This window comes from Lysinibacillus sp. NPDC097279, assembly GCF_044761745.1.
GTDB lineage: Bacteria > Bacillota > Bacilli > Bacillales_A > Planococcaceae > Lysinibacillus.
The window spans coordinates 688646-709695 of record NZ_JBIWDA010000001.1 but is presented as its reverse complement, the minus strand read 5'-3'; the positions used below and the strand labels follow the sequence as shown (position 1 = coordinate 709695).

20 protein-coding genes are annotated in these 21050 nt (G+C 37.2%); 2 read left to right on the top strand and 18 right to left on the bottom strand.

Going from position 1 to position 21050, the window contains the following annotated elements:
* Positions 1–62: 62 nt before the first annotated feature.
* From ACIQ1H_RS03410 to nusB, 7 genes are all read right to left on the bottom strand, one after another.
* A complete protein-coding gene (locus tag ACIQ1H_RS03410) occupies positions 63–881 on the bottom strand; it encodes a TlyA family RNA methyltransferase (protein WP_173479027.1) in 819 nt (272 codons plus the stop codon).
* Complete coding sequence (gene dxs / locus ACIQ1H_RS03405) at positions 881–2782, bottom strand: 1-deoxy-D-xylulose-5-phosphate synthase (RefSeq protein WP_402886520.1); 1902 nt, start codon at positions 2780–2782, stop codon at positions 881–883. Before dxs ends, ACIQ1H_RS03410 begins: the two co-directional genes overlap by 1 nt.
* Before the next feature lie 164 nt (positions 2783–2946).
* Positions 2947–3828: a polyprenyl synthetase family protein gene (locus tag ACIQ1H_RS03400; protein ID WP_173479029.1), complete on the bottom strand. Its 882-nt coding sequence runs from the start codon at positions 3826–3828 to the stop codon at positions 2947–2949.
* A 5-nt stretch (positions 3829–3833) separates the two neighbouring features.
* Positions 3834–4067, bottom strand: a complete 234-nt coding sequence (xseB, locus tag ACIQ1H_RS03395; RefSeq protein ID WP_173479030.1) for an exodeoxyribonuclease VII small subunit — start codon at positions 4065–4067, stop codon at positions 3834–3836.
* A 2-nt stretch (positions 4068–4069) separates the two neighbouring features.
* Positions 4070–5425 carry an exodeoxyribonuclease VII large subunit gene (xseA, locus tag ACIQ1H_RS03390; protein WP_402886517.1) on the bottom strand — a complete coding sequence of 452 codons (1356 nt, stop codon included), beginning with the start codon at positions 5423–5425 and terminating at the stop codon, positions 4070–4072.
* 496 nt (positions 5426–5921) lie between these two features.
* Positions 5922–6782 carry a bifunctional methylenetetrahydrofolate dehydrogenase/methenyltetrahydrofolate cyclohydrolase FolD gene (gene folD, locus ACIQ1H_RS03385; RefSeq protein ID WP_402886515.1) on the bottom strand — a complete coding sequence of 287 codons (861 nt, stop codon included), beginning with the start codon at positions 6780–6782 and terminating at the stop codon, positions 5922–5924.
* Between the two features lie 34 nt (positions 6783–6816).
* Positions 6817–7197 (bottom strand): transcription antitermination factor NusB, encoded by a 381-nt coding sequence (gene nusB / locus ACIQ1H_RS03380; RefSeq protein ID WP_173479033.1) that lies wholly within the window; start codon positions 7195–7197, stop codon positions 6817–6819.
* 516 nt (positions 7198–7713) lie between these two features.
* On the opposite strand from nusB, the gene ACIQ1H_RS03375 reads away from it, so the two are divergent.
* Both ACIQ1H_RS03375 and ACIQ1H_RS03370 read left to right on the top strand, forming a co-directional pair.
* Positions 7714–8553: a MerR family transcriptional regulator gene (locus ACIQ1H_RS03375; RefSeq protein WP_402886513.1), complete on the top strand. Its 840-nt coding sequence runs from the start codon at positions 7714–7716 to the stop codon at positions 8551–8553.
* Positions 8554–8775: 222 nt separating this feature from the next.
* Positions 8776–9945, top strand: a complete 1170-nt coding sequence (locus tag ACIQ1H_RS03370; protein ID WP_402886511.1) for an MFS transporter — start codon at positions 8776–8778, stop codon at positions 9943–9945.
* 84 nt (positions 9946–10029) lie between these two features.
* On the opposite strand, the gene ACIQ1H_RS03365 is transcribed toward ACIQ1H_RS03370, so the two are convergent.
* From ACIQ1H_RS03365 to ACIQ1H_RS03315, 11 genes are all read right to left on the bottom strand, one after another.
* A complete protein-coding gene (locus tag ACIQ1H_RS03365) occupies positions 10030–10437 on the bottom strand; it encodes an Asp23/Gls24 family envelope stress response protein (RefSeq protein WP_402886509.1) in 408 nt (135 codons plus the stop codon).
* Positions 10438–10634: 197 nt separating this feature from the next.
* Positions 10635–12515 (bottom strand): PTS fructose transporter subunit IIABC, encoded by a 1881-nt coding sequence (locus ACIQ1H_RS03360; protein WP_402886508.1) that lies wholly within the window; start codon positions 12513–12515, stop codon positions 10635–10637.
* A gap of 20 nt (positions 12516–12535) precedes the next feature.
* Positions 12536–13447, bottom strand: a complete 912-nt coding sequence (gene pfkB, locus ACIQ1H_RS03355; protein ID WP_402886506.1) for a 1-phosphofructokinase — start codon at positions 13445–13447, stop codon at positions 12536–12538.
* On the bottom strand, positions 13444–14196 hold the full coding sequence (locus tag ACIQ1H_RS03350) for a DeoR/GlpR family DNA-binding transcription regulator (protein ID WP_402888535.1): 753 nt from the start codon (positions 14194–14196) through the stop codon (positions 13444–13446). Before ACIQ1H_RS03350 ends, pfkB begins: the two co-directional genes overlap by 4 nt.
* Positions 14197–14230: 34 nt before the next feature.
* Positions 14231–15961, bottom strand: a complete 1731-nt coding sequence (gene ptsP, locus ACIQ1H_RS03345; RefSeq protein ID WP_402886504.1) for a phosphoenolpyruvate--protein phosphotransferase — start codon at positions 15959–15961, stop codon at positions 14231–14233.
* Positions 15955–16224 carry an HPr family phosphocarrier protein gene (locus ACIQ1H_RS03340; protein ID WP_402886502.1) on the bottom strand — a complete coding sequence of 90 codons (270 nt, stop codon included), beginning with the start codon at positions 16222–16224 and terminating at the stop codon, positions 15955–15957. Before ACIQ1H_RS03340 ends, ptsP begins: the two co-directional genes overlap by 7 nt.
* Positions 16225–16822: 598 nt before the next feature.
* The gene (locus ACIQ1H_RS03335; protein ID WP_402886501.1) at positions 16823–17590 is read right to left on the bottom strand and encodes a class I SAM-dependent methyltransferase; all 768 of its coding nucleotides are present in this window, start codon (positions 17588–17590) and stop codon (positions 16823–16825) included.
* A gap of 390 nt (positions 17591–17980) precedes the next feature.
* Positions 17981–19339, bottom strand: a complete 1359-nt coding sequence (gene accC, locus ACIQ1H_RS03330; RefSeq protein WP_401010298.1) for an acetyl-CoA carboxylase biotin carboxylase subunit — start codon at positions 19337–19339, stop codon at positions 17981–17983.
* A 12-nt stretch (positions 19340–19351) separates the two neighbouring features.
* Positions 19352–19846, bottom strand: coding sequence for an acetyl-CoA carboxylase biotin carboxyl carrier protein (gene accB / locus ACIQ1H_RS03325; protein ID WP_402886499.1), 495 nt, complete (start codon positions 19844–19846; stop codon positions 19352–19354).
* A gap of 202 nt (positions 19847–20048) precedes the next feature.
* Entirely contained in the window at positions 20049–20606 is a 558-nt protein-coding gene (locus tag ACIQ1H_RS03320) for a SpoIIIAH-like family protein (protein ID WP_402886498.1), read from the bottom strand.
* Positions 20607–21026, bottom strand: coding sequence for a hypothetical protein (locus tag ACIQ1H_RS03315; protein ID WP_402886497.1), 420 nt, complete (start codon positions 21024–21026; stop codon positions 20607–20609).
* Positions 21027–21050 lie beyond the last annotated feature (24 nt).

Genomic DNA, 21050 nt, shown 5'->3' with positions numbered 1-21050 from the left:
TACACTACCATCTCCAGCATAAAAGCACAAGAAAAAACACGGCTCTACTTACTGAGCACGTGTTATTTTAGTGCACTATGCGCTTCTTCGACGAGTGCATTAAAAGCTGTATATGGCTGGATAACCTCATCAGCAATTGGATTCACTAGATGGAATAAAAATTCAATGTTTCCTTCCCCACCTGTAATTGGAGAATAAGAAGCATCTTTTACCACAAAGCCAACTTCTGTTGCCATAGCAGCTGTTTTTTCTAAAACATCGAGATGTACTTTTTTATCACGGACAATGCCTTTTTTACCTACATTTTCTTTACCTGCTTCGAATTGTGGTTTTACTAGCGCCATGACATCGCCGCCAGGCATTAATACCGTTTTTAGTACTGGTAAAATCAATGATAAAGAGATGAAGCTGACATCTATAGTGGCAAACTCTGGTAAGCCCTCAGTTAAATCAGCAGCTGTTGTGTAACGGAAATTTGTTTTTTCCATAACGGTTACACGTTCATCCGAGCGAATTTTCCACGCTAACTGATTGGAACCAACGTCTAGCGCATAACAATGTCTAGCACCATTCTGTAAGGCACAGTCGGTAAATCCACCTGTAGAAGAGCCGATGTCAAGCATCAGCTTTCCTTCTACAGACATATCAAAAATTTGTAAAGCTTTTTCTAACTTCAAGCCTCCACGGCTCACATATTTTAAATCAGAACCTTTTACTTGTAGCGGAGCATCTATGGTGATTTTTTCTCCTGCTTTGTCGATGCGTATCTCGTTGGAAAAGACAAGACCTGCCATAATGGATCGTTTTGCCTTCTCCCGTGTTTCACACAGTCCACGCTCAACAAGTAAAATGTCTACACGTTCTTTCGGTTGTTTTGTCATTATTTATTTAAACCTACTTGCTGTTTTTGTTGTAGTAACACTTGCATGCGTGCCACTGTATCTTCTGCTGTCATATGAATTTCTTCAAGCAGTTGATCGACATTTCCATGCTCAATAAATTGATCAGGTATGCCCATACGATCGATTATTGCGTTTAAATAACTGTGGTCATGGGCAAATTCTAATACGCCACTACCAAAGCCACCTCGTAATACTGCCTCTTCAATCGTTAACACTGGCTTATTGCTAGTAAATATGCGATGCAGCATATCCTCATCCATCGGCTTAATAAAACGTGCATTTACTACTTCGATTTCTATGCCCTGTTGAGCAAGCATATGTGCCGCTTTCATGGCCATAGGAATAGTTGTACCAAATGTTAATATGGTAGCATCTTTCCCCTCACGTAATACTTCCCAGCTACCAATTGGTAAAGCCATCAGCTCATCATCAAGCGGGACACCTATCCCATTTCCGCGTGGATAACGAAGGGCAATCGGACCGCCATTATAATCAATGGCTGTTTTCACCATATGCTGACCTTCATTTTCATCCTTTGGCATCATAATCGCCATGTTTGGAATATGACGAAGGAATGCAATATCAAAGACGCCTTGATGTGTTTCGCCATCTGCACCAACTAAACCAGCACGGTCAATCCCAATAAAAACATTTAAATTGGGACGTGCAATGTCATGAAGAACTTGGTCATAAGCACGTTGTAAAAATGTTGAGTAAATAGCTAAAAACGGTTTCATCTTTTGAGTAGCTAGACCTGCCGACATTGTGGCAGCATGCTGCTCAGCGATCCCCACGTCAAAAAAGCGTTTAGGAAAATCTTTTTGAATGCCCTGTAATTTTGAGCCGACAGGCATTGCAGGTGTGATTGTAACAACACGTTCATCCTCATGGGCAATTTTACGAACAGTTTCAGCGATTAAACTACTCCAAGCAGGACCTTTTGTCTCGGATTTTACAAATGCACCAGTTTCCATTTTATATGGACCTGTTCCGTGCCAGTTACCGATTGTATCATCTTCCGCTGGTTTATAGCCTTTCCCTTTTTTCGTAATAACATGAACAAGAACTGGGCCTTTTACTTTTTTAGCATAAGATAATGTTGTTTCAAGCGCTTCGAAGTCGTGACCATCAATAGGACCTAAATATTTAAATCCTAATTCCTCAAAAAAGACACCAGAAACTACTAAATATTTCAAACTGTCTTTCAAACGTTCAGCAGTGGAAGCAAGCTTACCACCTAGAACAGGAATTTTATTGATTAACGATTCTAGCTCTTCTTTTGCTTTTGAATATTCTTTAGCAGTACGTAAACGTCCTAATACATTGTGTAATGCTCCGACGTTCGGAGCGATGGACATTTCATTATCATTTAAAATGACAATCATGTTTGTTTTTGCATGCCCAATATGATTTAAAGCTTCAAGCGCCATACCGCCTGTTAAAGCACCGTCCCCAATAATCGGTACGACGAAGTTTTTCTCATTTTTTATATCACGTGCTGCTGCCATACCCATGGCTGCTGACAACGATGTCGAGCTATGACCTGTTTCCCATTCATCATGTTCACTCTCCACAAGCTTCGGAAAACCACAAAGCCCTTTGAACTGACGTAATGTGTCAAATTGACTCGCACGACCTGTCAAAATTTTATGCACGTAAGCTTGGTGGCCAACATCCCATAAAAACTTATCTTTTGGACTGTCAAACATTTTATGAAGCATAATTGTAAGCTCCACAACACCTAGGTTTGGTCCAATATGACCACCTGTGACAGAACATTTTTCGATTAAGAAAGTTCGAATCTCTTTTGCAAGCTGTTCAAGGCCTTTCTTATCTAAGTTTTTTAAAAAGGATGGACTAGAAATGTTGTTTAAATCCACCTTTCTCACACACCTTTTCAATAAATTATTCACCGCAATCGTGTTTCCACCATTATAACAGTGTTATCCATATGCTAAAAGTACGAACACTTTATTGTTTGCCTATTGGCAAACGTCCCCACCTATTCTAGCATATTCTTGACCTGTAAAGCCCTTTTTTTCTCTTAGTTTTTACGATGAACAATATAGGCTGCAAACTCACGCAGTAAGCTTACATCTACTTGTAGCTTATCAAGCGCTGCTATTGCGAGCTGATAATGGTCAGCAAGTTTTTCTTTAGCACCCGCTAAAGTTAATAATGCAGGATATGTGCTTTTATCACTAGCAACATCCTTACCTGCAGTTTTGCCTAATTCTTCTGTTGTTCCTTCAATATCTAAAATATCGTCTTGAATTTGGAAGGCTAAGCCGATGTGATGCGCATATTCCTTTAAAGTAGCTCGATCTTCTTGCGAAACATTAGCTAGAACTGCACCTGATTCAATACTAAATCTTAATAGAGCTCCAGTTTTATTAACATGGACATGCTCTAGTTCAGTTAAGTTAAGCTGGCGTTGCTCACCTTCCATATCCAATACTTGACCGCCAACCATTCCTTCTGCACCAGCTGCTACGCTTAGAAGATTTACAAGTTCTATTCGTTGCTCTGCCGCAATATCCATGCGCGCTAAAATGCCAAATGCTAATGTATTTAATGCATCACCTGCAAGTGTTGCTAGCGCCTCACCGAATACTTTATGGTTAGTTGGCTTACCACGACGGAAATCATCGTTGTCCATGCTTGGTAGATCATCATGTATTAAAGAATACGTATGAATCATTTCAATAACGGCACCTACTGTCAGCCCTGCTTTACTGTCTTTCCCGTATTGTTCTAAAACTGCTAATACAAACAGTGGGCGAATACGCTTGCCTCCTGCTTTTAATGAATATAGCATCGACTCTTTTAAATTGGTCGGTGCGTCAATTTTTTCAACAAGTGCAAACATTTCAGCTTCTACTTGTGGTGTGTTGCTTTGGATAAAATGTTTTAATTGTTCGTTCATTTTAACTAGTTCTCTCCCTTTAGCGGATCAAATGCTGTTGTTTCACCTGTCTCTTGGACAATTGAAATTAGTTGTTCTTCGGCATGCTGTAGTTTGCTATGGCAAAATTGAGAAAGCTCCATGCCCTGTTTATATAAATCAATCGCATTCTCTAATGGTACATCACCTTGTTCTAATTGGCGGACTATTTCTTCAAGTGCCGTCATTGCTTCTGCGAATGTTTGTTGCTTTTTCGCCATTTCTATTCCTCCTTATTATTTGGCAAGACATTTGTCACTTCGGCAATTACTTTCCCATCGTGGAAGGACAGTGTTAGTTGGTCCTGCCGCTTTAAGTCAGTAGACGATTTCAACACTTTGTCATCTTTGTAGGCCACAGTAAATCCCCTCGTTAAAATAGCAAGTGGATTTAAAGCTTCAAGTGTTCGCACAGATGCCTCAAATTGTTGCTTCTGCTTTGTCACATATTGTGAAGCTGAACGTGTTAGCTGCTGAACACGGTGTTCCAACTCTCTTTGATGAAAAACAAGTGCCTTTTTCGGTGATTGCTGCTCCACAGCGCTATGCAATTTTTGTAGCTTTGCTTCTTTTTTCATCAAATCAACTTGCATTGCTTTTTGTAAAGTCGTCTCAAGCTGTGCTAAGCGTTCTGTAAATGGACGATACAATCTATCTGGCATCGCTAAAGGATAAGACTGCTGTAGCTTATTTAGACGTTGTCGTTCTGTTATAAGTTGCGCCCTCACAATTTGGTGGAGCTGTGATTTTTGCGTCAATACTCGTTGATATAGCTCCTGCTGATCAGGAACAGCCATTTCAGCTGCTGCAGTAGGAGTCGGCGCACGCAAATCTGCCACAAAATCGGCAATCGTCGTATCGGTTTCATGCCCTACTGCGCTAATAATTGGAATCCGACTGTCAAATATGGCGCGTGCAACTACTTCTTCATTAAACGCCCATAAATCTTCAATAGATCCCCCACCACGTCCAACTAACAATACATCACATAATGCATCTTGATTAGCTCGTTCGATATTTTGAACGATGCTAGGCGCAGCTTGTGCTCCTTGTACAAGTGTTGGATAAATGATTATTTCAGCAAGTGGATAGCGTCGTTTTAATGTTGTACAAATATCACGAATTGCTGCACCAGTAGTGGACGTTAAAACACCGATTTTTTCAGGAAACTTCGGAATTGGCTGCTTCCATTCAGGTTTAAAAAGCCCTTCTTTTTGAAGCTGTTCTTTCAGTTGGTTAAAGGCAACAAATAAACTACCGATACCATCGGGTTGCATTTCCTGCACATATAATTGATATGTACCATAGCCCTCGTAAACGTTTACATCGCCTCGGATAAATACTTGCATGCCATCTTTTGGCTCAAAAGCTAATTTTGTTGCTGCGGTTTTAAACATCGTTGCAGCAATACGTGCCCCATCATCTTTTAAAGTAAAGTAAATATGTCCAGATTGGTGTACTTTCACATTTGATAACTCACCTTTGACATACACTTCACGCAGATGTGGATCAGCATCGAATTTTCGTTTAATATATTTCGTTAACGCTTTTACAGTTAAATATGAAGAAGCTGATGACATTATTTTCGGCTCCTTTACTAAAATCAAGTTTTTCACAAAACTACACTTATCATAACATTTTTTAATGCGCCTGACGTGAGAAAATACAGTTTCAATAGAAAAAACGTCTGTCTTTCAGACTACTTGAAAACAATACTGTAACATATTTATTCCCATCTTGGCTCGTATTAAAAACGCTACTAAGTGTCTGCCTTTCAAAGTTTACCTTTGGTTAATCAGCGATTGGCTTTATTTTATCGGCTATTTCCTCTGCTCTATCGGCGATTCACTTACTTCTATCGGCTATATTCTCTGTTCTATCAGCGATTCACTTACTTCTATCGGCTATATTCTCTGTTCTATCAGCGATTCACTTACTTCTATCGGCTATATTCTCTGTTCTATCAGCGATTCACTACGCTCTATCTCTAGTCTACTATGTACTTTGCAAAAAGAGAGCCACCTCAAAAGTACTGAGATGGCTCTCTAAGCAAACGAAAGATTCTATTTTAATTTATTACTTTAATTTTGCAAGTTTTATTTCTGCTGCCTGCACTGTGTTGAAGAGTAACATTGTGATTGTCATCGGTCCTACACCGCCTGGTACTGGTGTAATGTGAGATGCAATACCGTCAACCTCTGTAAAGTTTACATCCCCGCAAAGTTTGTTGTTTTCATCACGGTTAATACCGACATCAATAACAACAGCCCCTTCTTTGACATGCTCTTTTGTAATAAAATTCGCACGACCAACCGCTGCAATTAAAATATCCGCTTGTTTTGTGAATGAAGGTAAATCCGGTGTTTTTGAATGTGTATATGTCACTGTTGCATCTTTTTGTAATAATAGTTGGCCCATCGGTTTCCCTACGATATGACTTCTACCAACAATTACTGCATGCTTACCTGCGATTTCAATCCCTGAATATTCAAGAAGTTTCATCACGCCAAACGGTGTACATGGTAAAAATGTTTCTTGGCCAAGCATCATCTTCCCAACGCTGACAGGCGAGAAGCCATCAACGTCTTTTTCAACAGCGATTGTAGCTATAACAATATTCTCATCAATATGTTTTGGCAGTGGTAATTGTACTAAAATCCCATGAATATCTTCACGATTATTTAATAATTCAATTTGCACTAAAAGCTCATCTTGTGTCGTTTCCTCAGGTAGTTTAATTAACTCCGAAAACATTCCAATCGCTTCACAAGATTTTTGCTTATTTCTCACATATGTAGCCGAAGCTTGGTTGTCCCCTACTAGAACAACTGCTAAGCCTGGTGTTAATCCTTGCTCTTTTAATCGAGCAACGCGCTCTGCTACTGAATTACGAATTTCTTGACCAATCTCTTTACCATTAATAATTGCACTTGACATAAACCTTAGTTACTCCTTCCAATTCAACACGTTTTTATTGTTCTGTAAATTTAGAAAGTACGCCATTGACAAATTTCGACGAACCATCGTCTCCAAATGTTTTGCATAACTCGATTGCTTCATTAAGTACTACTCTTTTTGGTGTTTCTTGCATGTATAAAAGTTCATATACAGCTAGTCTTAAAACTGTTCTCTCAATTTTCGGTAGACGGGCAAGTGACCACTTTTCTAGATGCTGCGATAATGCCGCATCAATTTCCTCTAAATGTTCAGCTGTTCCATTAATAATCTTTTCGTAGAAAGCATTTGTAGGTTGACCTTTAATATGTTCTTTTGCTTCTTCGACTGTAAGATCAGTATTGTCTAGCTGAAACAAAACTTGCAACGCTTTTTCACGTGCTTCATGTCGTTTCATGTAAAGCTCTCCTTCTTAAGTGGCATTAAGGTTTATAATAGCATAAATTCATACGAGAAACACGAATTCAAGCAAGTTTTCAATAATCTGAAACCTTTTTCAAGCAACTTTCTACTTATTTTTCTCTTCAACTTTGTTGATATAAATAAAAAGAAATGCTACCTTTGTTTTTTCTTTAATAAATCTTTCAATTATTAATACGGAAAAACACCATTTAAGGTTCCCCAAAATCGTAGACAATCCTAGCTGATTCAAATTTTTTCTGTAATTGAAAGCAAACTGCTTAACTTAAGAAACCTTGTACAACATGACTAAACCATTTTCATTTTCAGCCGAAATTATTTAAAACTCCGTCTTCATTTTATTGACATAATTATTAACTTCCTTATTATTAGGAGCTACATTAAATTTTGTAATAGATAGAAGTCTAAAATGTTCTATAATATTTTCAATAAACTTTTATGTCTAAAAATAAACTAACAGCAAATGCTATATTAACACTAGTGGAGGCCAACTATGAAAGAACATTATTATACTATTGGTGAGGTCGCAAAATTAGCAAATCTATCTGTGCAAACACTGCGATATTATGACCAAATTGATTTGTTTAAACCTGCTTATACCGATTCCGCTAGCAATTATCGCTATTATAAAGATAGTCAGATTTTTTATTTGGATATCATTAAATCGCTCAAATACATTGGCACTTCGCTAGAGGACATAAAAAAGGCACTGATGCTGACATCTGAGGAGCTACTTGGCTTTTTAGAACAGCAAGAGCAACGTTTGGAGGAGAAAATTTCACGACTCAACGAAGTGAAATATACCTTATTAAAAACGAAAAAACAGATGCAAGAGCAAATTGAAATTCCAATCTTCGGAGAGGTCTATACACGTTTTGAGGAAGAAATGCCTATATTACAAGTTACTACGACTGAACTTACGCCTACATCTAGCACCAATACGTATTATGGAACATTAACAAAAATCATTGAAAACGAAGGAAGTGTCTTAAATAGTCGATATGGATGTATTTTTCCGCTCGCGCATTATCAAGATGTGAATGACATTATTTATGATGCAATATTCACACCACTATTAACGGAACGGACTTTTTCTAAACTGTCAGCTAACGTAAAGCAAACGATTGTACAAGGAGGTAAGTATGCTTGCATTGCTTTTATTTACCATCCCGATACGTATTTTTCTTTTTACGAAAAGTTAAAAAAACATGTAGATTCTCAGAAAGCATCATTTGAATCAACCGTTTACGAATTTTATATGCCTACAACAATTTCAACTGAGCGTGAAAAGAAATTTATTGTCGAATTAAAAATTAGACAAAATGCTATTTAGCCTTCTATTTTGCGCTTTACCCCCTCTTTTAACAGGTTTTTAATTGATGTACACTGTATAACTATTGCGTTTTACTTGCACACTAATACTGCCTAGAAAGAAATAACAAAAATTAAAACAAATCTTTTGACCCTATAGTTACTATAGGGTTTATTGTATTAGAAGGAAATCTTCTAGTAGATTATCAATCTCATGTATTGTGAAATGTTGAAGGAGAGAAAAATGAACAAGAAACAAGCTTTAACCTTAACTATTTTGTTATCCAATTTATTCATTGCCTTTTTAGGGATAGGATTGGTTATTCCCGTATTGCCAACTATCATGAATGAACTGAATATAACAGGCTCTGTCGTTGGCTATATGGTTGCAGCATTTGCCATTACCCAACTTATTGTATCGCCTATCGCAGGAAGACTAGTCGATCGAGTTGGCCGAAAAGTTATGATTGTTGTTGGTCTAATTATTTTTGGACTTTCAGAACTTTTATTCGGGATGGGCCGCTCAATTGAAATTTTATTTATATCACGCATGCTTGGTGGTGTAAGTGCTGCTTTTATCATGCCCGCAGTAACTGCATTTATCGCTGATATCACAACAATGGCACAGCGCCCAAAAGCACTTGGCTATATGAGTGCAGCGATTAGCACTGGTTTTATTATTGGACCAGGACTTGGTGGATTTTTAGCAGAATTCGGCACACGTCTACCTTTTTACGCTGCAGGTGTACTCGGTTTTATAGCGGCAATATTATCGTTTACACTATTAAAAGAACCTACACGTGCAATGGATGACACAGAAGCTGCTCCTTCTATTTTAAGCAGTGCAAAGCGTGTTTTTAGTCCTTTATACTTTATCGCGTTTGTGCTTATTTTTGTCCTTTCCTTTGGTCTAGCAGCATTCGAATCACTCTTTAGTTTATTCGTCGATCATAAATTTGCATTTACACCATCGGATATTGCCATTATTATTACCGGTAGTGGAATTATTGGCGCACTTGCACAGTTGTTATTATTTGATTGGCTTACAAAGAAAATGGGTGAAATCAACGTAATTCGCTACTCACTCATCCTTTCTGCAGCGCTGACATTTGCTATGACAATGGTTAATCATTATTTTGCCATATTATTTGTTACATTCTTTATTTTTGTCGGCTTCGATTTAATCCGACCTGCCGTTACTTCTTATTTATCTAAAATCGCGGGGAATGAGCAGGGCTTTGTCGGAGGAATGAACTCAATGTTTACAAGTCTCGGAAATATTTTTGGCCCAATCATTGGCGGCATGTTATTCGACATTGATTTAAACTATCCATATTACTTCGCTACAATCGTCTTAGTTTTCGGTATTATCCTCGCATTTTTCTGGAGGAAACCAAAAGATATCGCTTTATAACTGTTAAAGTGGTTAATCACAAAAAAAGAGGTGTTGCCTGCTATGGTGAATTATTCACCACGCTGGCAGCCCCTCTTCTTTTAATTATTGTATTATTACTTCCTCTTTTTCGAAGTGAATACCTGTAATATGTACATTCACCTCTGCTGTTTCAAGTGCAGTCATATTTAAAATTGCTTGGCGAATTTGCGTTTGTACATCCTTTGCCACTTTCGGAATCGAATAGCCGTATTTTACTGAGCAAAATACATCAATTGCGATTTCTCCATTTTCTGTGACACCTGATTTAATGCCTTTATTGTGTACTTTTTTACCGAAACGTTCAACGACGCCAGTTGCAATATTGCCACGAGTTGCTGCGATACCCTCTACCTCGTTAACCGCGATTCCAGCTACAATTTCAATCACTTCTGCAGCTACTTCAATTTTCCCAAGCTCTTCTTTACCAGAAGGAGTTGGTTGTACGAAAGATTGTCCTACTTTCTCTGCCATACAATATCATCCTTTCCACTACGCATCGCAAGCAAATGCTGTTGTTATGCTTATTATACTATAAAAAGGAAGGTTTAGCTTAGGAAAGACGCTTTTCATTTTTTGTGTACGATCGGACGAGTACTTTTAGGTACTTTTCAAAGTGAGCAAATTATGATTATTTACTAATCCTCAACATTTATTCTATTAAAAATAGGTTATATACCTTTTATATTTTCTTCAATTGGTCTTTTCCACAATCCAACGATAGCTGCCGTTACAACTGCACCAACTACTAATGATACTAGATACATAAGTGGATTGTGCACTGCCCAAATGACAAAAATGCCACCGTGTGGAGCTTGTAATGTACAGCCAAAATATAATGCCAAGCCACCTGCAATCGCTGCACCGATTACAGAACTTACAATAATACGTATAGGATCTGCTGCTGCAAATGGAATTGCTCCTTCTGTTATGAAGGAAAGCCCCATAACATAGTTTGTTTTACCGGCATCACGTTGTGCTACCGTAAATTTATTTTTAAAGAAAGTTGTAGCAAGAGCAATTCCAAGAGGTGGAATCATCCCCCCAATCATGACCGCTGCTTGAGGAGCATAATGACCAGCATCAATCATTGCTATTCCAAATGTAAAGGCAGCTTTATTAATAGGGCCACCCATATCAACAGCCATCATACCTGCAAGAATAATACCTAATAATATTATATTTGTTCCACTTAAACTATTTAGCCAAGCAGTTAATCCATCCATAATCCATTTCACCGGTGTATTTACAACAAAAATCATCATTAAGCCAACTATCAACATACCAAAAAACGGAAATAATAAAACAGGCTTAATTCCTTCGAATGACTGTGGTAAATGAGAGAATAGATTTTTTAAGCCTATTACCACATAACCTGCTAAAAATCCTGCCACTAATCCACCTAAAAACCCTGCACCGCCTGAAGCTGCTAAGAAGCCACCAACCATCCCTGGTGCTAAACCTGGGCGATCTGCAATACCCATTGCAATAAATCCAGCTAATACTGGAATCAATAATGCAAAGGCATTTCCACCACCTATTAAATTTAGGGCTTCAGCAAAAGGACCTTCCGCATTAATACCTCCGATTAAGAATGATAAAGCAATTAATAACCCCCCACCAACAACAAATGGTAGCATATTTGAGATACCATTCATTAGTGGTTTATAAAAGTATTCCTTAAACTTTCCTTCGGCCATGGTTTCTTCATGCTGGCTCTTCGTTTCACCTGTGACATTAAAGATTGGTGCATCTTGATTTAAAGCACGGTCAAGCAACTCATCTGGTTTACGTATACCCACTGCAACAGGCACTTTAATTATATGCTTACCAGCAAAACGGTTCATTTCCACTTGTTTATCAGCCGCAATAATAATCGCTATTGCTTTGTCAATTTCTTCAGCTGTTAATGCGTCTTTAACCCCCGTTGAACCATTTGTTTCAACCTTTATTGTAATTCCTCTTTCTCTTGCTTTGGCCTTTAATGCATCAGCAGCCATATATGTATGAGCAATACCTGTAGGACATGCAGTAACAGCTAGAATAAGTTGTTCGCTGTCTTCCTTATTTCCATTTGACCCTATATGGCTATCTTCTTCGTTTTCTTTTGCTTCAATAATACGAATCACATCTTCTGGAGATTGTGCCGCTAATAAATCGTCACGCAACGTTGCATCCATCAATAAAGAAGAAAGGCGAGATAATGTCTCTAGATGCTCATTATTAGCCCCAGCACTTGCTGCTATCATGAATAAAAGATGGGCTGGTTGTCCATCTAACGATTCAAAATCTACACCTTCCACCGACTTTGCAAATAAAATGGATGGTATTTTTACAGCATCTGTTTTCGCATGGGGAATCGCAATCCCTTCTCCAATACCAGTAGTACTCTGAGATTCTCTCATTAAGATCGCTTTTTTAAATCCATCAAAATTTTTTAAACGACCAGCTATATCTAATTTTTTAGCCATTTCATCTATAGCTGCATCTTTGCTAGTAGCAGCCAAATCGATAATAACGGTATCTTTTTTTAATAAATCCGTAATTTTCATAGTCGACTACACCACCTATATTAAATTTTTTTGATAGCTACTTGTGCTAATAATAAATCAATTTTTTCTTTAGATGCTAAATCCTCGCTAAAAGCAGTAGCACTGCCCGTTGCTACAGCAACTTGGAACGCTTTAATAAAGTCAAGTTCTTTTATATAAGTGCCAATAAAGCCTGCTACTAACGAGTCTCCGGCGCCTACAGAATTCACCACTTCCCCATTTGGAACAGTAGCCTTGTAAACTTCACCTTTTGTAAATAGCAATGCGCCATCGCCAGCTATCGACACAATAACATTTTCAGCTCCCATTTCTACAACCTTTTTGCCGTATGATATGATGTCATCCAAGGTTTTGATTGCGACTCCGAACAAATCGCTTAATTCATGATGATTCGGTTTTACTAAAAAGGGATTATTTCGTATTACTTCAGCAAGAACCTTTCCACTCGCATCCACTACTACTTTCACTCCACGTGAACGATACTTCCTCGTTAAATCTGCATAAAAGGTTTTGGGCAGTGAAGGGGGGATGCTACCTGCTAAAACTAAAAAATCGCCTTCTTGTAAATTCTCTAACCTTTTATACAATTCCCGTATATTTTGTTCGGTTAGAACTGGCCCTTGAGCATTAAATTCAGTCTCTCTCCCAGTTTTCAGCTTAATATTTATTCGAGTATCTTCCTGTATTTTTACAAAATCCGTTTGAATCCCTTCACTTTCTAACGTGTTTTGAATGTATGCTCCTGTAAAACCCCCAATAAAACCTAATGCCACAGACTGAATGCCAATCGTGTTTAATACACGTGATACATTAATTCCTTTTCCACCAGGAAATTTACTGTCACGCTCAATACGATTTAATTTATTTATTTGAAAATCGCCCACCTCAATGATTAAATCAATAGATGGATTCAGCGTTACTGTATAAATCATGATGTCACAACCTTCAAGCTTGTTTTTTCAAAGTATTTTTTTATAGTTTCATTATCCGTATTCGTTGTGATAATACTTGCTTTTTCTACATCCGCTACTTTCGCAAAATATATGCCTGAAAACTTACTCCTATCAGCCAAAACAAACGTTTCTTCTGCTAATTCCATTGCAGTTTTCTTAAGCGCTGCTTCTTCAGGATCAGGCGTTGTATATCCAAACTTTACATTTATACCGTTTATACCTAAAAAGCACTTATCAAACCGATACTGTTTTAAATTTTCTTGCGCTACAGAGCCAACTATTGCTTTCGTATTCATTTTTATTTTTCCTCCTAATATATAAGTTGGAATCTTAGCTGTAGTTAATGCATCAACATGCATCAAGCCATTTGTTACAACGACGATTTTTTTATTAGTGACAAATGGAATCATTTCAGAAACAGTCGATCCTGCATCAAAATAAACACAATCCCCATCACTAATCATTGTCGCTGCAGCTTTAGCAATGATTTGCTTATCATGAAGGTTAATGAATGATTTATCTTGAATAGTTTGTTCATCAATTTTGGAAGAAGGATGAGTAGCCCCTCCATGAATCCGCTTCAACAGTCCTTGCTCTTCTAAAAGTGCTAAATCTCTTCTAATTGTGGACTCGGATGCTTTTGTTCTTTGCACTAAATTCTGCAACTCAACTACACCATGACGAGTTAATAAATCTAAAATAATATGATGTCGTTCCGCTGTAATAATAATTTCCCACCCTCTTGTTTGTTCGTCTGATTAACTATTGATTATTATGACACGATGATAATAAATACGTTTTCACATAAGCTTCTACTTCAAAAGCTGTCTTAAGTGTAAGTAATTGCTCAAGATGTTCAGTTAGTTCCATTTTAGATAATTTTGCAATTTGGGCACGTGCCTTTAATATAGACGGAGCACTCATTGAAAATTCATCCAATCCAAGCGCCAACAAAATTGGAATAGCTATTTCATCTCCAGCCATTTCACCACACATTCCTACCCATTTGCCATTTTTATGTGCAGCCTCAATAACTGTTTGCACAAGTCTTAAAATGGCAGGATGATACGGCTGATACAAATACGAAACTTTTTCATTCATACGGTCTGCCGCTAATGTATATTGAATTAAATCATTCGTACCTATCGATAGAAAGTCCGCCTCTTGGGCGAATAAGTCAGAGATAATTGCCGCAGATGGAATTTCAACCATAAGACCTACTTCAATCGTTTCCGATACTGCAAACCCACTATTTATTAGTTTTTGTTTTTCCTCGAATAATAAAGCTTTTGCCTCTCTAAATTCATCGAGTGTTGCTATCATTGGAAACATTATTTTCAAATTCCCATAAATGCTTGCTTTTAATAGAGCACGTAATTGTGTAAGGAAAATGTTCTTCTTGTCTAAACAAAGACGCACTCCACGAAAACCTAAAAATGGATTCATCTCATAGTCTAGTTTTAAATAAGGTAGGTTTTTATCGCCACCTACATCTAATGTGCGCACAACAGTTGGCTTGCCATGCATTTTTTCTAGAACCGTTTTGTAAGCGATAAATTGTTCTTCTTCTGTCGGCAATTGATGACGATCCATGTACAAAAATTCGGTACGGAATAGTCCGATACCATCCCCACCATTTTCAAGAATGAAGTCAACATCTTGTGGCTTCCCGATGTTCCCCGCAATCGCTACACGATAACCATCAGCGCTCACACTATCACTTAAACGATATTGCTTCAGTAATTCTTTCTCCTCTTTGTACGCTTTCTGTTTCTCCAAGTAGTCATTGAGTACTTCTTCTGTAGCATTCATAATAACTTTACTATTCATACTATCAATAATAACTGAAGCCCCTTGCACGATATCTTGTGTGGCTGTTTTTGTCCCAACAATTGCGGGAATCTCCATCATTTTGGCTAAAATAGCTGAATGTGAACTTCTCCCCCCTGTATTAGTAATAAAGCCCTTAACATAGGTTGTATCTAATTGTGCCGTGATAGATGGCGTTAAATCATTTGCAACAATAATGACATCTGAGGAAATACGGCTAAAATCCAATATATCTATACCTAACAAATTAGCTAGTAAGCGCATTGAAACATCTCGAATATCTGCCGCACGCTCTTGCATATATCCATTATCCATTGCTTCAAACATTTCAATATATGTATTGGCGGTTTCTTGGACAGCATATTCTGCATTCCAGCCATCGTTTATTATTGTTTCAATGGATGCCAAAATTTCTGGATCAGCTATCAACAATAAATGTGCTGAAAAAATAGCTGCCTTTTCTGCACCATATTTACTATCGACAATAGCTCGAATATCTTCTAATTCTAATTTTACTTTCATAATTGCCTCTTGCAGTCTATCCTTTTCTGCATCAACATCCTTAATCCTTTGTTTTTCAAACGACAAATCGAGTTCTACTAAACAATAGGCATCCGCTACGGCAATACCATCAGAAACAGCAATACCATTTATTACTAGCATTCTTCACCAATCCCTTGAGAGATGATTACTTCTGTTACTTTATCTAATAATTCAGTAGCATCCCGACCTTCCGCTGCAATCTCAATGATAGAACCTGGTGATACGGCCAGTGACATAACACCCATAATTGATTTTAAATTTGCTGATTTTTCTTTGTAAATTAGCGTTACATTCGATTCAAATGAAGATACAGCTGTTACTAACAATGTTGTTGGTCTTGCATGTAATCCTTCTAGTACTGTAACTTTGAATGTTTTTTTCATTTTGATATCCCCCTAGAAAGTTTTACTATGATTTATCAAGAAGTTAAGTCGTTTAATGTCATGATTGCTTTTGGATGATTCATACTAACTTTACGTTAATAATTTTTGAACAAGTGTAGTAGCATATTTTAAAATCCGTTGTCCCCCCTAATTTTCATGCACAAAAAGGTTATAAATAACCACACCACTCAGCCATTCATTTTACGGTTTTATTATAGAATATGAAAAAATCAAATTCAATCATTTCCATCCAAAAACGATTAAAAAAATCCATAATAGTGCATGTAACACTGTTAAAAAAATGCTTTATAGAGGAGCATTTAACGTCTGTTACTCACTCCACGTTTTTCCATTTATCCACCATTTTCTTATCTTGTTAAGAAACATGCTGGAGCATTATTATTGTGTCAATTTTAGGTGGGTGCTAATTTTTTCTTAGTGGGTTAGCTATAAAACTTCTAACGCCAATAATGATGAAATTGTGGTATAGCAAGTTCCGTATGTTACTTTTCGGGCCTTAACTTGTACATAACGTTTCTTTACATAAAAAAACCTTCAACTATTAAAGTTGAAGGAAAAGAGAAATACTATTAAAATTTCAGATTTTTTTACAAACATATATTAATTCATAACTATCATTTGTTGCAGGGGTCTCATTCCAATCCTGATAAACATCAACGATTTCTAATCCATTATCCTGTACCATTCTTTCCATTTCTTTTGGAAACACATATCGTAAACTAATGTTGGTTCTTTTCTCATCTACAATTTGACCTTCGCTATTTTTATACTTTCTAATTGTTGTATACTGTTGAATTTGATTTAATGAATCATAAAAACTAATTGTATAAAGATCTACATTATAAAGCGTATCACTATCTGTATATGTTCTCCAGTATTCTTCTGTACTCGGTTGAAGCAATTCCTCAACACTTGGGAACCTCGTACCAAAAATAAACACGCCGCCCTTTTCTAAATGCTTATGCACAGAAGAAAAGAAATCATCTTGGGATTGATTTGTAAGGAAATGTTGAAAAGAATTACCAACAGAATAGATGAAATTACTTTTAGTCGTTAACTTTAATGTCGTACAGTCTTGCTCAACCCATTCGATTGGTAAATCAAAATGAGCTGCCTTCTTCCTCGCCTCCTTAATCATGCCCACATGTATGTCTACTCCGATTAACTTGTAACCATTTTTCGCCATAGGAATCGTCAATCTCCCTGTGCCACAAGCTAAATCAATAATAGTACCTTGCGTATAGGACGCCCATTTTAGTAAGAACGGCAATTCGGGCATAAATTGCTCATTTTCTTTATCATATAAAATTGGGTCATCGTATTCTTCAAAATTATTCAATACCAAATCATCCCCTTACATACTTTAAATGACTGCCGAAACGATACGTCACCTTAGCTCTTTTTATACATTCACTTTCAGTACCATGATAACAGCTACCATATTTACATAATAATACAATAATACAAATTACTTTATAATTATTTCTAGAACATCGAGTGAAACTGAATGTCATTGTGTCGAAAACTTTGAAAGTATTATTGTGATATGACGTACAAATACTTCGTAAAGTGTTCACTTTTTTCCACGCAAAAAACCCTCTAACAAATATGTTAGAGGGCAGAACATGTTTCGTTAAGTCTTATATTCTATTTGTACTATCAAAACTATCAGTAAGAGGTGTTCAACCCCTCACCGCTTATAGAACAGTTAGAATAGTGCTCAATCAAGCGACAATTATTTATTTGTTCCTAATACGTCGTTCTCTTCCAAGAATTTCGTGTTGAATTGCGCAGATTTGAAAACATCATTGTTCATTAATGCTTGGTGGAATGGAATTGTTGTATTGATACCAGGACCAGCTACTTCAAATTCACTAAGCGCACGATTCATTTTGGCAATTGCTTCTTCACGCGTATCAGCATGAACAATAAGTTTTGCTACCATTGAATCGTAGTATGGAGGAATTGTATAACCTGCATAAACAGCAGAATCGATACGTACACCATAGCCACCTGGTGTGATGTAAGTGTCTACAGTACCAGCTGATGGCATGAAGTTTTTGTATGCATTTTCTGCGTTAATACGGCATTCAATTGCCCAACCATTTATTTTAATATCATCTTGTGTGAATGGAAGTTTCTCACCAGATGCAATTTTTAATTGTTGTTGCACAAGATCGACACCAGAAATCATTTCTGTTACTGGATGTTCTACTTGGATACGCGTATTCATTTCCATAAAGTAGAACTTGTCCTCTTGATAGTCGTAGATGAACTCGATTGTACCAGCACCTTCATAGTTACATGCTTCGGCTGCTTTCACCGCTGCTGCACCCATTTCTGCACGACGTTCAGATGATAGTGCAGGAGATGGAGCTTCCTCTACTAACTTCTGCATACGACGTTGTACTGTACAGTCACGTTCGCCTAAATGTACGACATTACCGAAACTATCAGCTAACACTTGAATTTCACAGTGACGGAAGTATTCGATGAATTTTTCTAAATATACGCCAGGGTTACCGAACGCTGCAGCAGCCTCTTTTTGCGTAATATCAATGCCTTTTACAAGATCTTCTTCTGTACGAGCTACACGGATACCTTTACCGCCACCCCCAGCAGTTGCTTTAATAATTACAGGGTAACCGATTTTCGCAGCCCACTCTTTACCTGTTTCGATATCTGGTACAATACCAGTACCTGGAACAAGTGGAACACCTGCCGCTTCCATTGTTGTACGAGCAACGTCTTTAATCCCCATGATTTTAATTGAATCAGATGAAGGACCAATAAATTTAATGCCCGCATTTTCACACGCCTCAGCAAAATCAGCATTTTCAGAAACGAAACCGTAACCAGGATGGATACCGTCTGCTCCTGTTTTTTCTGCCACGCTTAATAATGCTGGGAAGCTTAAATAAGAATCTTTTGATAGCTTCGGACCGATACAATAAGCTTCGTCTGCTAACTTCACATGTAATGCATCTGCATCTGCTTCAGAATATACGGCAACTGATTTGATGCCTAACTCTTTACAAGCACGAATAATACGTACAGCGATTTCGCCGCGGTTTGCGATTAAAACTTTTTTCATGGTTTGCACTCCTTACTCAGCTTTTACAAGGAATAATGGTTGACCGTATTCTACTAAATCGCCATCTTTAGCTAGTACTTCAACGATTTCACCTTTAACTTCTGCTTCGATTTCGTTGAATAGCTTCATCGCTTCTACGATACAAACAATTGTTTCGTCGCCTACTTTGTCGCCCACTTTTACGTATGCTGGTGAATCTGGGTTTGGAGCTGCATAGAACGTACCTACCATTGGTGATACAATTTTATGTAACGATGGGTCGTTACTTGCAGGTGTTGCGGGTGCTTCTTCAACTTTAGCTGGAGCTGGAGCTGCTACAGATGTAGCTGGTGCAGATTGTTGTACAACAGGGGCTGTTTCTACTTTTTTAGGTGCCACAGTTTCAGTAACAACAACACCATTCTTTTTTAATTTAACTTTTGCGCCATCTACTTCATAAACGAACTCGTCGATTGAAGAAGAATCTACTAATTTAATAATTTCACGAATTTCTTGAATTTTGAACATTTCTAACTCTCCTTATGAAATAAAATCTACTACAATCACTATTCTATATTTTTTTGACACAATTTGAAACACTTAAATGAAAATTAAGTAAATATAAACATAATAAAAGGCTTTCTTTTACTAAACGAAAGCCTTTTCATTATGCTGATATATAACAACGATGCGTTAATAAACGGAATATTCCTTTTTTTCTTTAAATTTTCTAGAAGTTGTTTGCGCTGAATTTAACTTGCACATCATTTGCGCCTTCCCACTCTGTTTTTACTAGATAAATAATCTCATTTGCTTGTGATTTTGATAACTCTTCCGCCATAACTGTGACAGAAACTTTCTCACCTTCCGCTCTAACAAAAGCATCGGAATAGCCTAATGATTTAATAAGCATTTCAAGCATTGCCTCTGCCGATTCCTGTTTAATTAAACCGTCAATTTCATTAAAAGCTTCATTTTTTTCTTCAGCAGTATATTCTTCTGAACCAATTTTTTGTGTTAGCTGTTGACGTAATTGACTTCTTTCATCACTAACTTGCATACGCATTTCTTCAAATAAGTGACTTGGAGACAATACTTCTTGCGTTGCATCTTGATTCGTTGCCTCCTGATCTGTAACACCTGTAATTGCTGTTTGCTGTAATGTATCATCTGTAAAAATTGTTAAGCCATTAAATTGTTTTGCAGGATCAACCAAATAATAAACTGAAATTACTGCTACTAGACTTAATAATGTCATAAACCAAACTGTTCTTCTACGTACGCGCATTTACTTTTCCTCCTTATTTTCCATTGGAACGATAATAATTCGATGAATAGGTAATTGCATCACTTGACTGACGACAGCACGTATTTCATTTTTGACAAAAATATCTGATGCACCTTCTGAAACAATTAGCATTCCTGTTACATCCTTCGTACTTTGGTCAGTCCCTCTAAAATACTGGCTAAATAGTTTATTTTCATCCTTCGCATCTGTCATCTCTCCGTAATAAAAATATACTTTTACCTCCCCAACGCCTTGCATAGCCTTAAGCGTTTGCTCAAGTTTTTCTTCATTCGTATTCGGTGTTACTTGGTCATTTGTTGAATTCGTTTGATACATAGGAAACACGATGAAAATTCCTACGGAGGCAGCAATAAGCATTAATACAATAAATGACGTTGTTTTTTTTCGTACCTTTTCCACATCACTTCTACATTGCCTCCTTTC

Coding starts and splice junctions, on each gene's coding strand:
- ACIQ1H_RS03410 (WP_173479027.1), bottom strand. CDS start 881: ATGACAAAACAACCGAAAGAACGTGTAGACATTTTACTTGTTGAGCGT.
- ACIQ1H_RS03400 (WP_173479029.1), bottom strand. CDS start 3,828: ATGAACGAACAATTAAAACATTTTATCCAAAGCAACACACCACAAGTA.
- xseB (WP_173479030.1), bottom strand. CDS start 4,067: ATGGCGAAAAAGCAACAAACATTCGCAGAAGCAATGACGGCACTTGAA.
- xseA (WP_402886517.1), bottom strand. CDS start 5,425: ATGTCATCAGCTTCTTCATATTTAACTGTAAAAGCGTTAACGAAATAT.
- folD (WP_402886515.1), bottom strand. CDS start 6,782: ATGTCAAGTGCAATTATTAATGGTAAAGAGATTGGTCAAGAAATTCGT.
- nusB (WP_173479033.1), bottom strand. CDS start 7,197: ATGAAACGACATGAAGCACGTGAAAAAGCGTTGCAAGTTTTGTTTCAG.
- ACIQ1H_RS03375 (WP_402886513.1), top strand. CDS start 7,714: ATGAAAGAACATTATTATACTATTGGTGAGGTCGCAAAATTAGCAAAT.
- ACIQ1H_RS03370 (WP_402886511.1), top strand. CDS start 8,776: ATGAACAAGAAACAAGCTTTAACCTTAACTATTTTGTTATCCAATTTA.
- ACIQ1H_RS03365 (WP_402886509.1), bottom strand. CDS start 10,437: ATGGCAGAGAAAGTAGGACAATCTTTCGTACAACCAACTCCTTCTGGT.
- ACIQ1H_RS03360 (WP_402886508.1), bottom strand. CDS start 12,515: ATGAAAATTACGGATTTATTAAAAAAAGATACCGTTATTATCGATTTG.
- pfkB (WP_402886506.1), bottom strand. CDS start 13,447: ATGATTTATACAGTAACGCTGAATCCATCTATTGATTTAATCATTGAG.
- ptsP (WP_402886504.1), bottom strand. CDS start 15,961: ATGCTAGTAATAAATGGTATTGCTGTTTCTGATGGTATTGCCGTAGCG.
- ACIQ1H_RS03340 (WP_402886502.1), bottom strand. CDS start 16,224: ATGAAAAAAACATTCAAAGTTACAGTACTAGAAGGATTACATGCAAGA.
- accC (WP_401010298.1), bottom strand. CDS start 19,339: ATGAAAAAAGTTTTAATCGCAAACCGCGGCGAAATCGCTGTACGTATT.
- accB (WP_402886499.1), bottom strand. CDS start 19,846: ATGTTCAAAATTCAAGAAATTCGTGAAATTATTAAATTAGTAGATTCT.
- ACIQ1H_RS03320 (WP_402886498.1), bottom strand. CDS start 20,606: ATGCGCGTACGTAGAAGAACAGTTTGGTTTATGACATTATTAAGTCTA.